This is a genomic window from Methylocystis sp. NC52PC, assembly GCF_055698645.1.
The window spans coordinates 2,627,340-2,639,162 of sequence record NZ_CP170127.1 but is presented as its reverse complement, the minus strand read 5'-3'; the positions used below and the strand labels follow the sequence as shown (position 1 = coordinate 2,639,162).

Genomic DNA, 11,823 nt, shown 5'->3' with positions numbered 1-11,823 from the left:
CGCAAGGAGCAACTCATGCCGACTGTTACGATTCTCCCTTCAGGCAAGACAGTGGAGGCGGCGACCGGGAGCCGCCTGCTCGACGCCATTCTGGCTGCTGGCGAGAAGATCATCAGCAAATGTGGCGGCGAGGCCAAATGTGGTCAATGCCATGTCTTCGTCACGGAGGGCAAGAAGAGCCTTTCGAAAACGACTCGCGTAGAAAATGAGAAGCTCGACACGATCGTCGGCGTCGGATCCAAGTCGCGGCTTGCCTGCCAGGCCCTGCTCGGCGCCGAAAATGTAACCGTGGAATTGCTGGGCTTCGATTCCGGCTTTTAAATCGACAAAGGAGACAAAGATGACCGACAAAATCCTCATCCATGTTCGCTTCAATAACGACGGCTCGGTGTTGGAGATTGCGGAGCGCCCCACGAGCCTGACGCCTCAGCAGTGGTTCACCAAGCTCTCCGAGAAGGCCGGCAACGCCTTTCAGGCGCTGACCGGCGGCCGCGGCGTCTTTCGGATTTCACCGGACGAAGTCGCGGCGCTGAAGGCGGCTGTTCTTCAGTAAGCGCTCCGTCAGTGACGCCTTCGCCTGGCAAAAGGATTGAACAACATGATCGGTGAAATTGCAGCGGCCTTTCGTCAAGGCGACGTCATACCTTATCTCGGGCCGGGCGTTACCGGCCTCGCCGGGGAAGCGGCGCCGCCGTCGCTTCCCGAAAAACTCGTCGCCGAGCTCGTCGCCGGCGCGACCGTGCCGCACAAAATTCGCAACAACCTCACCGCGGCCGCGCAATATATCGAGAATTTCAAACACCGGAAAACGCTGACCTGCCTCATGGCGAAGGCCTTTTCCGCCTCTCCGGACCCAAGCCTTTTTCATGCCTGGCTTGCGGCGCAGGACAAAATGCCCTTGCTCGTGCATGCCTGGTACGACGATCTCGTGCTGAAGGCCTTCGCTGGACGCAGCGGCTGGGGCCTTGTCCAGGGCGTGACGCAAAGCGAACATTTTGGCGATTGGGTCAACTGGTATCGCCCCGACGGCTCCGTCGCGCCAACGAAGGACTTCATCCGTGACGGCTCCGGGGCCAAGGCGCCGGCCGAGGCGCCCGAAGAGGCGCTCAAATGGCGCACACTCGTCTATGAGCCGCTCGGCTCCGCCAAGCCCGCCTCTAACTTTATCGTGTCCGACTCCGACTATGTCGAAGTGCTCACAGAGATAGACATCCAGACGCCGATCCCGGATCTCGTTCAGACGATCCGTAAAGGCCGCAGCTTCCTCTTCCTCGGCTGCCGGTTCGCCAACCAACTCGAACGCAGTTTCGCACGCCAGATCATGAAGCGTTCCTCAGACAAGCACTGGGCGGTCATCGAGGGCGCACTCACGCGCAACGAAGAGAAGTTCCTGCGCGAACAGAACATCACGCGCATCGACGCTAATCTCGCGGATTTCGTCACGACGCTGACCCAGTCCGATCTCGCGGCCGCAGCGGCTTAAAGGATAAGAATGCTCGAGGATCTTCCCACCGTCTTCAAATATCACGTCTTCACATGCTTTCAGCAACGCCCGCCCGGACATCCGCGCGGGAGCTGCATGACCTCCGGCGCCAAGCCGCTCTGGGATCGGCTGCAGGCGAAGCTCAACGCACAGCCGAACCCCGATGTCGCCGTGACGGCGACGGGCTGCCTTGGTTTCTGTCGCGCGGGGCCGCTGATGGTCGTTTATCCGCAGGGCGTCTGGTATACCCCCCGCACGGAAGCTGACATCGATGAAATCTTCCAGTCGCACTTCATCGACGGCAATCCGGTCGAGCGCCTCATAATCGTTCCGCAGCTCTGAGCCTCCAAAGCTCGATACAAAGCCCCTCGTGCTTCGAGACGCCCTTTCGGCGGCTTCCCTGCATGAGGGGCGTTTTTTAAGAGCGGCAATAAAACGTGACGGGCAAGCCTCTATCTGGCGCGATGACTGGCTCATCCTGAGGCGCGCGCGCCAGCGCGCTCAAGCTGGCGCTTTTGAGGGGCGCCCTTGCGAGTCCTTGAACGGAAACAGCCCCGACTGGAAACACTGGGTCATATGTTCGGCCCGTGCGACAGCCGCTGAAGCGAGCGGCTCCGGCATCGTCTCTTTCGCGGTTTCGGTAAACAGCGCGAGCCAGCGCGCAAAATGTTGGGGCTCGATCGGCAGATTGACATGAACGCCGAAGGGCGTCCCCTGATAGCGCGTCGTCCCCAGCAGAGCGTGCGACCAGAAATTCGCGACGATGTCGAGATGCGGCTCCAGTTCTGAAATGGATTTCTCAAAGATTGGCCCGAGAAGGCTGTCCGCCCCGCCCTTCTCATAGAAACGCTTCACGCAGGCGCGGATCGCCGCCTCCGCCGCGTCGTCCGCCGCCGCTTCCTTGACTGCCGCTTCCATTATCGCCTCCTCTCACTACCGCACATTGAGCACAGTCAGCGGAATTGTCACGCCGCCCGTACTGCGACCAAGCATCGCGTCGGCTTTCTGACGCACGAACTCGATTTTGAGCGGTTTGGCCAAGAATCCATGCGCGCCGGCCGATACGCATTCCTTCCCGAAGGCGTTCGCGCCCGCCTCTACGACGACGAGAATTTTTGCCTGCGGCATCTCCGTGCGGATCTTCTGCAAGAGCTCCACGCCTTCCGACTTCACCAGGCTTTCGGCGAGAAACAAAAGGTCCGGCGGCTGCGTCTTGGCCTTTTCGAAGGCAACAGCGACGCTCGCCACTTCATGCGCTTCAAATTCGTCGTGCAACATGAACTGCAGCGCTGCGCGAATGATCTCATTGTCATCGACAATGAACACGCGCTTGTTCTCCAGCGCCTTCGACATCTCAACGCCGATCTGCATATCCCACCTCTTCTCCGGTAGATCGTTGCCCATTTCGAAAGCAATCGACATGCCGTCTCTCTTCCCGAGGCTGCGCCGTCGCCGGATGAGTTCGCTTGCGAACATGACTGTCGGGTTTGACACACGTGTTCACCCGACCTCCGGGTCTGCGCCAATTATATGATTTTAAGGGCTCTTCAACGTTTTTTGATCTTTGGCACGCCCCTTGCGCAACAGGGCTCGCAAGGCTTTTGGCTGCCGTCCCAGATGATCATGGGGAAACGTCCGGTCGCCGGCGCCTGGTCGCAAAGTGAGTAAATCTCGGCCTGCGTGTGGCGCGCGCCGATCATGCTAACGGTCCAACAGGAGAATGCAATGTCGCTTCGACAGATCGCTTTCTACGGCAAGGGTGGCATCGGTAAATCGACGACCTCCCAGAATACCCTCGCGGCGCTCGCCGAGATGGGACAGAAGATCCTCATCGTCGGCTGCGACCCCAAGGCCGACTCGACCCGCCTGATCCTTCACGCCAAGGCGCAGGACACCATCCTGTCGCTGGCGGCTGAAGCCGGCTCGGTCGAGGACCTCGAAATCGAAGACGTGATGAAGGTCGGCTTCCAGGACATCCGCTGCGTCGAATCCGGCGGTCCGGAGCCGGGCGTGGGCTGCGCCGGTCGCGGCGTCATCACCTCGATCAACTTCCTCGAAGAGAACGGCGCTTATGAAGGCGTCGATTACGTCTCCTACGACGTTCTCGGCGACGTGGTGTGCGGCGGCTTCGCGATGCCGATCCGCGAGAACAAGGCGCAGGAAATTTACATCGTCATGTCCGGCGAGATGATGGCCATGTATGCGGCCAACAACATCTCCAAGGGCATTTTGAAATACGCCAACTCCGGCGGCGTGCGCCTGGGCGGGCTCGTCTGCAACGAGCGCAAGACCGACAAGGAGCTGGAGCTCGCGCAATCGCTCGCGAAGAAGCTCGGCTGCGAGCTGATCCACTTCGTGCCGCGCGACAACATCGTCCAGCACGCCGAGCTGCGCCGCATGACGGTCATCGAATACGCTCCCGACTCCAAGCAGGCTGGCGAGTATCGCACCCTTGCGACGAAGGTCCACGGAAACAAGGGCAACGGCATCATCCCGACCCCGATCACGATGGACGAGCTCGAAGACCTTCTCATGGAGCATGGCGTCATGGCTCAGGTCGACGAGACCCAGGTCGGCAAGACCGCCGCGGAGCTCAACGTCGCCTAATACGACAACCGCCCGGCCCTTTAGAGGGCCGGGCCTACCCCGAGATCATGAAAGGCCTCCGTCATGAGTGTGGCGCAAGCTGAATCCATCGAAGACATCAAGGCCCGCAATAAGGAACTCGTTCAGGAAGTCCTGAAGGCCTATCCGGAGAAGACCGCCAAGCGTCGCGCCAAGCACCTCGGCACGTTCGAAGACGGTAAGCCGGATTGCGGCGTCAAGTCGAACATCAAGTCCATTCCCGGCGTTATGACCATTCGTGGTTGCGCTTACGCCGGCTCGAAGGGCGTGGTGTGGGGTCCGATCAAGGACATGATCCACATCTCGCACGGCCCCGTCGGTTGCGGCCAGTATTCCTGGGCGTCGCGCCGCAATTATTATATCGGCACGACCGGCATCGACACCTTCGGCACGATGCAGTTCACCTCCGACTTCCAGGAGAAGGACATCGTGTTCGGCGGCGACAAGAAGCTCGCCGCGATCATCGACGAAATCCAGGTGCTGTTCCCGCTGAACAAGGGCATCTCCGTTCAGTCCGAATGCCCGATCGGCCTCATCGGCGACGACATCGAGGCCGTCTCGAAGGCGAAGTCGAAGGAATACGAAGGCAAGACCATCGTTCCGGTTCGCTGCGAAGGCTTCCGCGGCGTGTCGCAGTCGCTTGGCCATCATATCGCCAACGACGCGATCCGGGACTGGGTCTTCGACAAGTCCGAAGGCAAGCCGGCTCGCTTCGAGTCGACGCCTTATGACGTCGCGATCATCGGCGACTACAACATCGGCGGCGACGCCTGGTCTTCGCGCATTCTGCTCGAAGAGATGGGCCTGCGCGTCGTGGCGCAGTGGTCGGGCGACGGCACCATCGCGGAGCTCGAGGCCACGCCGAAGGCGAAGCTCAACGTTCTGCACTGCTACCGTTCGATGAACTACATCTCCCGCCACATGGAAGAAAAATACGGCATTCCGTGGTGTGAGTACAACTTCTTCGGCCCGTCCAAGATCGAAGAGTCGCTGCGCAAGATCGCCTCGCACTTCGACGACAAGATCAAGGAAGGCGCCGAGCGCGTTATCGCGAAATATCGTCCGCTGATGGACGCCGTTATCGCGAAATACCGTCCGCGCCTCGAAGGCAAGAAGGTCATGCTCTATGTCGGCGGCCTGCGTCCGCGCCACGTCATCGGCGCCTACGAAGACCTCGGCATGGAAGTCGTCGGCACGGGCTATGAGTTCGCGCACAACGACGACTATCAGCGCACGACCCATTATGTGAAGGACGGCACGCTGATCTACGACGACGTCACGGGCTATGAGTTCGAGAAGTTCGTCGAGAAAATCCAGCCGGATCTCGTCGGCTCCGGCATCAAGGAAAAGTACGTCTTCCAGAAGATGGGCGTGCCCTTCCGTCAGATGCACAGCTGGGACTATTCAGGCCCCTATCACGGCTACGACGGCTTCGCGATCTTCGCGCGCGACATGGACATGGCGATCAATGCGCCGGTCTGGAAGATGGCCAAGGCCCCCTGGGCGGCCTGATCCCGCAACAAACAGGTCTCGCCTCCTCCCCCGAGGCGAGACCGGCTAGCGGAAACATGAGGAATAGCCATGCCACAGAATGCTGACAACGTTCTCGACCACTTTAATCTGTTCCGCCAGCCGGAATACAAGGAGATGTTCGAGAACAAACAGAACAACTTCGAAAACAAGGTTCCGGCGGATCAGCTCGAGCAGATCCGTGAATGGACCAAGACGGAAGAGTATAAGGAAAAGAACTTCGCCCGCGAAGCTCTGACCGTCAACCCGGCCAAGGCCTGTCAGCCGCTGGGCGCCGTTTTTGCGGCCGTCGGCTTCGAAAGCACGATCCCCTTCGTGCATGGGTCGCAGGGCTGCGTCGCTTATTATCGTTCGCACTTCTCCCGTCACTTCAAGGAGCCGACGTCCTGCGTCTCCTCCTCGATGACCGAAGACGCGGCGGTGTTCGGCGGCCTGAACAACATGATCGATGGCCTCGCGAACACGTACAACATGTACAAGCCGAAGATGATCGCGGTCTCCACGACGTGCATGGCGGAAGTCATCGGCGACGATCTCAACGCCTTCATCAAGACGTCAAAGGAGAAGGGCTCGGTTCCGCAGGAGTTCGACGTTCCCTTCGCGCATACCCCGGCCTTCGTCGGCAGCCACATCACCGGCTACGACAATGTCATGAAGGGCGTGCTGGAGCACTTCTGGGACGGCAAGGCGGGCACGGCGCCCAAGCTCGAGCGCACGCCCAACAACAGCATCAACTTCCTGGGCGGTTTCGACGGCTACACCGTCGGCAATCTCCGCGAGATCAAGCGCATCTTCGAGTCGATGGGCGTGGAATACACCATCATCGGCGACAACAGCGACGTGTGGGACACGCCGACCGACGGCGAATTCCGCATGTATGACGGCGGCACCAAGCTCGAGGACGTCGCGGCGGCGCTGAACGCCAAGGCGACCATCTCGATGCAGGAGTTCTGCACCGAGAAGACCCTGCCCTATATCGCCACCAAGGGCCAGGAAACCGTCGCCCTCAACCACCCGGTTGGCGTCGCGGCGACCGACAAGTTCCTCATGGAGATCTCGCGCCTCACCGGCAAGCCGATCTCCGAGGAGCTCACCAAGGAGCGCGGCCGTCTCGTCGACGCGATCGCCGACTCGTCCGCCCATATCCATGGCAAGAAGTTCGCGATCTACGGCGATCCGGACCTCTGCTACGGCCTCGCGGCCTTCCTGCTCGAGCTCGGCGCCGAGCCGGTCCACATCCTCGCCACCAACGGCGGCAAGGGCTGGGCGGAAAAGGTGCAAAAGCTGCTCGACTCCTCGCCCTTCGGCAAGGGCTGCAAGGTCTATCCTGGCAAGGATCTGTGGCATATGCGCTCGCTGCTCTTCACGGAGCCGGTCGACTATCTCATCGGCAACACCTATGGGAAGTATCTCGACCGCGACACGGGCACGCCGCTCATCCGCATCGGCTTCCCGATCTTCGATCGCCACCACAAGCATCGCTATCCGGTGTGGGGCTATCAGGGCTCGATGAATGTGCTGGTCTGGATCCTGGACGCGATCTTCGAGGATATCGATCGCAACACGAATGTCGTGGCGAAGTCGGACTACTCCTTCGACATCATTCGCTAAACGACAAAGCGCTCGCCGGGCCATCGTGGCCCGGCGAATGCATAGTTGCGCGATGAACGCGCGAAAAGCGGCAGGAGGCTTGGAATGTCGACGCTCTCGGAAAAGGTACAGGACGTCTTCAACGAGCCCGGCTGCGGAAAGAACCAGAACAAGTCCGAGAAAGAACGCAAGAAGGGCTGCACGAAGCAGCTCGCGCCCGGCGCCGCCGCCGGCGGCTGCGCCTTCGACGGGGCCAAGATCGCCCTGCAGCCCATCACCGACGTCGCGCATCTCGTCCACGGCCCCATCGCCTGCGAAGGCAACAGCTGGGACAATCGCGGCGCAAAAACCTCCGGCTCGTCTCTCTATCGCACGGGTTTCACGACCGACATCAGCGAGAACGACGTCGTCTTCGGAGGCGAGAAGCGGCTCTACAAATCGATCAAGGAAATTATCGACAAATACGATCCGCCGGCCGTTTTCGTGTATCAAACCTGTGTCCCCGCGATGACCGGCGACGACATCGAGGCGGTTTGCAAGGCTGCGGCGGCGAAGTTCAACAAGCCCGTCATACCCGTGATCTCACCCGGCTTTGTGGGTCCGAAGAATCTTGGCAACAAGCTTGCGGGCGAGGCGATCCTCGATCATGTGATCGGCACGCAGGAGCCGGAATACACCACGCCCTACGACATCAACATCATCGGCGAATATAATCTCGCCGGCGAATTGTGGCAGGTGAAGCCGCTTCTCGACGAGCTCGGCATTCGCATCCTCGCCTGCATCTCTGGCGACGCCAAATATCACGAAGTCGCGTCGTCTCACCGCGCCCGCGCGGCAATGATGGTCTGCTCAAAGGCGATGATCAATGTCGCCCGCAAGATGGAGGAGCGCTACGGCATTCCCTTCTTCGAAGGCTCGTTCTACGGCATCGGCGACATGAGCGACAGCCTGCGCGAGATCGCGCGTCTGCTCATCGAGCGCGGCGCCCCCGCCGAGCTGATGGCGCGGACCGAAGCCGTCATCGCCCGCGAAGAGGCCAGGGCCTGGGCGCGGATCGCACCCTATCGCGCGCGCCTCGAAGGGAAGCGGGTCCTTCTCATCACGGGCGGCGTGAAGAGCTGGTCGGTGGTCGCGGCGCTGCAGGAGGCCGGGCTCGAGATCGTCGGCACCAGCGTCAAGAAATCGACCAAGGAAGACAAGGAAAAGATCAAAGAGCTCATGGGCCAGGACGCCCATATGATCGACGACATGACGCCGCGCGAAATGTACAAAATGCTGAAAGAGGCGCGCGCCGACATCATGCTTTCGGGCGGCCGCTCCCAGTTCATCGCGCTCAAGGCGAAGATGCCCTGGCTCGACATCAATCAGGAGCGCCACCACGCCTATGCGGGCTATGAAGGCATGGTCGATCTCGTTCATGAAATTGACAAGGCGCTCTTCAATCCGGTCTGGGAACAAGTGCGCCGCGCCGCGCCCTGGGAAGAAAAGACCTGGGAAGAGCGCGCATCGGAGGCGATCGCCGCCGAAGCCGCGGCGCTCGCGGCCGACCCCGTCGCCGCAGAAACCGCGCGCCGCGACAAGCAGGTCTGCGCCTGCAATCTCGTCACGGTCGGCGCGATCGAGGACGCCATCCATGACGGCGCCGACACCGTCGAGGCTGTTGGCAAAGCCACGAGCGCCGGAACGGGCTGCGGCGGTTGCCAGGAGCGCATCGCCGCCATTCTCGAAGCTTCCTCTCGAGCGCGCGCCGTCGCTGCGCCGCAAGCCGCGTGAGGCAATCATGGCGCGCGTCACCGTCTCGAAAAAGGCCTGCACAGTCAATCCGCTGAAGATGAGCCAGCCGATCGGCGGCGCGCTCGCCTTCATGGGCGTCTCCGGCTGCATGCCGGTCCTCCATGGCTCGCAGGGCTGCACGTCCTTTGGCCTGGTGCTCTTCGTCCGTCACTTCAAGGAAGCGATTCCGCTGCAAACGACGGCGATGAACGAAGTCGCCACCGTCCTCGGCGGGCTCGAAAACATCGAGCAGGCCATCCTCAACATTGTGAAGCGCGCCAAGCCTTCCGTGATTGGCATCTGTTCGACGGGCGTTACGGAAACCAAAGGCGACGACGTCGACGGCTATCTGCAGCTCGTCCGCAAGCGCCATCCGGAGCTCGACGATCTCGGCATCGTCTATGTCTCCACGCCGGACTTCAAGGACGCCTTCCAAGACGGCTTCGGCAAGACGGTGACGAAGCTCATCCAGAGTTTCGTTCCCGACGAGATTGCGTCTCGCAGAGCGCCGCAACGCGTCAACGTCCTCGCCGGATGCCATCTTACCCCGGGCGACATCGACGAACTGCGCGACATCATCGAGGCCTTCGGTCTGGAGCCGACGTTCCTGCCGGATCTCTCGGGCTCGCTCGATGGACATATCCCGGAGGATTTCACTCCGACGACCCTCGGCGGCGTGACCAAGGAAGACATAGCGGCCATGGGCGGAGCCGCCTGGACCATCGCGCTCGGCGAGCAGATGCGCGGCGCCGCGAAGGCCCTCGAAGCGCGCGCCGGCGTGCCGTTCGAACTCTTCGAACGCTTGACCGGCCTCGGCCCCAACGATGATTTCGTCAGCTTCCTGTCCCGCATCAGCGGGCGTCCAGTCCCGCTCAAATACCGCCGCCAGCGTGGTCAGCTCGTCGACGCGATGCTCGACGGCCACTTCCATTTCGGCGGCAAGAAAATCGCCCTCGGCGCCGAGCCGGACCTTTTGTTCGGTATCGGCCAATGGCTGACCGAAATGGGCGCGGAAGTGACGGCCGCCGTGACCACGACGCAATCACCGCTGCTCGAAAAGCTCATGACAGAGGAGGTCGTGATCGGCGACCTCGAAGACCTCGAAAATCGCGCCGTCGGCTGCGACCTGCTGATCACCCATTCGCATGGCCGCCAGGCCGCGGAACGCCTCGGAGTTCAGCTTTATCGCATGGGACTTCCGATGTTCGACCGCATCGGCGCGGCCCATGAAACATCGGTCGGCTACCGCGGCACGCGCGACCTCATCTTCAAGATCGGCAATATTTTCATCGACCAGATCCACGAGCCGACGCCCGACACCTGGGTAGCCAACGAACCCGCCGGCCAAGACGGCACGACGCTTGCGACGGCGACGGATATTCCTCTCTCGAGCGCGCACTGACCGCAAAGGAGGCATCATGAAAGTTGCATTCGCCACACAAGACCTCGAGCGGGTCGACGCCCATTTCGGCTGGGCGAAAAATATCGCGATCTACGACCTCCAGCCCGACTCCTACACATTCGTCGAAGCGATCCAGTTCGCCGGCGATCTGCAGGAAGACGGCAATGAAGACAAGCTGCAGCCGAAGCTCGAAGCGATCAAGGATTGCGCGATTCTCTACGTCGCGGCGATCGGCGGCTCCGGCGCCGCGCGCGTCGTTGCGCAGAACATCCACCCGATGAAAGTGCCGCAGCCGGAGAAGATCACAGACCTGATCGAGAAGCTGCAGGTCGTTCTCAGAGGGTCGCCGCCGCCGTGGCTGCGCAAGGTTTTGTCGAAGAGCGGCGAGCGCTCCTTCGATTTCGAGGAGGAGACCGAAAATGCCTGAGGCCGTCGCCGAAGCCGAACACAAACCCGAAGACAGCCTGTTCATCAAGGAGCTGATCAAGATCTGGCGCGCGCAGGATACGCATGGGACCTGGGAAAAGAAGACCGACCTCAGCCTTCTCGACCCTTACATCGTCACCAAGGAGCAGCGCCGCGAAATTCCGATCATTGGCGACCCCGATCCTGAGATCCTGTGGCGTCTTGAACTCTTCTACAACGCGGTCGGTCTCGCGATCGAGCGCCGCACCGGCTGCATGGTGCAGCCGATGATGAAGATGAGCCATGAGGGCTTCGGGCGGATGATCCTGACGACCGGCCGCCTGATCGTCGTCAACAAGCATCTGCGCGACGTTCACCGCTTTGGCTTCGAGTCGCTCGAGAAACTCGCCGCGGAGGGGGCGAAATTCGTCGACGCCGGCGTGGAGATGATCGAGAAATTCCCCGAAGTCGCCCGTTACTGATGGAGGCTGGAGATGAGCGGCGTCGACGAACTGAAGGCCGAAATCAAGAAGCTTTCGGCCAAAGCCATGAATATGAAGATGAACCTGCACGACCTCTCCGAGGAGCTGCCGGTCAACTGGACCACGATCATGACGGTCGCTCAGGAGACCTATGACGCCTATGCGGCCTTGGAGGCCGCCCGCAAGCGGCTCAAAGAACTCGAGGCGGCGTGATGTCCGACTTCAAGACGCGAGACGGCTCGCCCTATACGCCGCTCTATCTCACCGACATCAACGCCGAGACCTGCATCGGCTGCGGCCGATGCTTCAAGGTCTGCCCGCAGAGCGTCATGGCGCTTTACGGCGTCAATGACGAAGGCGAGATCCTCGGCATCGTCACGGAAGACGACGAGGATGATTTCGATGGCGATCTCAATCGCAAGATCATGAAGGTCGAGCACCCCGGCGCCTGCATCGGCTGCAACGCCTGCGCCCGAGTCTGTCCGAAAAATTGCCAGACTCACGTGCCGGCGGACAAAGTTGCGGCGTGACCC

Annotated in this window: 15 protein-coding genes; 13 read left to right on the top strand and 2 right to left on the bottom strand. The window is 61.2% G+C overall.

Features of this window, described 5'->3' with window-relative positions:
* Positions 1-15: 15 nt before the first annotated feature.
* The 4 genes from ACETII_RS14715 to ACETII_RS14700 are packed head-to-tail and all read left to right on the top strand — an operon-like array spanning position 16 to position 1,825.
* Entirely contained in the window at positions 16-321 is a 306-nt protein-coding gene (locus ACETII_RS14715; protein ID WP_363347059.1) for a 2Fe-2S iron-sulfur cluster-binding protein, read from the top strand.
* Between the two features lie 19 nt (positions 322-340).
* Complete coding sequence (locus tag ACETII_RS14710; protein ID WP_363347057.1) at positions 341-553, top strand: hypothetical protein; 213 nt, start codon at positions 341-343, stop codon at positions 551-553.
* 45 nt (positions 554-598) lie between these two features.
* Complete coding sequence (locus ACETII_RS14705) at positions 599-1,483, top strand: SIR2 family NAD-dependent protein deacylase (protein WP_472785995.1); 885 nt, start codon at positions 599-601, stop codon at positions 1,481-1,483.
* 9 nt (positions 1,484-1,492) lie between these two features.
* Positions 1,493-1,825, top strand: a complete 333-nt coding sequence (locus tag ACETII_RS14700) for a (2Fe-2S) ferredoxin domain-containing protein (RefSeq protein WP_363347053.1) — start codon at positions 1,493-1,495, stop codon at positions 1,823-1,825.
* A 159-nt stretch (positions 1,826-1,984) separates the two neighbouring features.
* Here ACETII_RS14700 and ACETII_RS14695 read toward each other — a convergent pair whose 3' ends face one another.
* Entirely contained in the window at positions 1,985-2,401 is a 417-nt protein-coding gene (locus tag ACETII_RS14695; RefSeq protein WP_472785994.1) for a group III truncated hemoglobin, read from the bottom strand.
* A 15-nt stretch (positions 2,402-2,416) separates the two neighbouring features.
* Positions 2,417-2,905 (bottom strand): response regulator, encoded by a 489-nt coding sequence (locus ACETII_RS14690; protein WP_472785993.1) that lies wholly within the window; start codon positions 2,903-2,905, stop codon positions 2,417-2,419.
* 303 nt (positions 2,906-3,208) lie between these two features.
* Between ACETII_RS14690 and nifH the strand changes: the two genes are divergently transcribed.
* The 9 genes from nifH to fdxB all read left to right on the top strand — a co-directional run bounded on the left by nifH (position 3,209) and on the right by fdxB (position 11,820).
* Positions 3,209-4,090, top strand: a complete 882-nt coding sequence (gene nifH, locus ACETII_RS14685; protein ID WP_363347048.1) for a nitrogenase iron protein — start codon at positions 3,209-3,211, stop codon at positions 4,088-4,090.
* Positions 4,091-4,153: 63 nt separating this feature from the next.
* Positions 4,154-5,620: a nitrogenase molybdenum-iron protein alpha chain gene (gene nifD, locus ACETII_RS14680; RefSeq protein ID WP_363347046.1), complete on the top strand. Its 1,467-nt coding sequence runs from the start codon at positions 4,154-4,156 to the stop codon at positions 5,618-5,620.
* 69 nt (positions 5,621-5,689) lie between these two features.
* Positions 5,690-7,249, top strand: a complete 1,560-nt coding sequence (nifK, locus tag ACETII_RS14675) for a nitrogenase molybdenum-iron protein subunit beta (RefSeq protein ID WP_363347044.1) — start codon at positions 5,690-5,692, stop codon at positions 7,247-7,249.
* Positions 7,250-7,333: 84 nt separating this feature from the next.
* Positions 7,334-9,001: a nitrogenase iron-molybdenum cofactor biosynthesis protein NifE gene (gene nifE, locus ACETII_RS14670; protein WP_472785992.1), complete on the top strand. Its 1,668-nt coding sequence runs from the start codon at positions 7,334-7,336 to the stop codon at positions 8,999-9,001.
* 7 nt (positions 9,002-9,008) lie between these two features.
* Entirely contained in the window at positions 9,009-10,403 is a 1,395-nt protein-coding gene (gene nifN / locus ACETII_RS14665; RefSeq protein ID WP_472785991.1) for a nitrogenase iron-molybdenum cofactor biosynthesis protein NifN, read from the top strand.
* Between the two features lie 16 nt (positions 10,404-10,419).
* A complete protein-coding gene (gene nifX / locus ACETII_RS14660) occupies positions 10,420-10,830 on the top strand; it encodes a nitrogen fixation protein NifX (protein WP_363347038.1) in 411 nt (136 codons plus the stop codon).
* On the top strand, positions 10,823-11,290 hold the full coding sequence (locus ACETII_RS14655) for a NifX-associated nitrogen fixation protein (protein WP_363347036.1): 468 nt from the start codon (positions 10,823-10,825) through the stop codon (positions 11,288-11,290). Before nifX ends, ACETII_RS14655 begins: the two co-directional genes overlap by 8 nt.
* A gap of 12 nt (positions 11,291-11,302) precedes the next feature.
* The gene (locus tag ACETII_RS14650) at positions 11,303-11,503 is read left to right on the top strand and encodes a CCE_0567 family metalloprotein (protein WP_363347033.1); all 201 of its coding nucleotides are present in this window, start codon (positions 11,303-11,305) and stop codon (positions 11,501-11,503) included.
* Complete coding sequence (gene fdxB, locus ACETII_RS14645; protein ID WP_363347031.1) at positions 11,503-11,820, top strand: ferredoxin III, nif-specific; 318 nt, start codon at positions 11,503-11,505, stop codon at positions 11,818-11,820. Before ACETII_RS14650 ends, fdxB begins: the two co-directional genes overlap by 1 nt.
* The last annotated feature ends 3 nt before the right edge of the window (positions 11,821-11,823 follow it).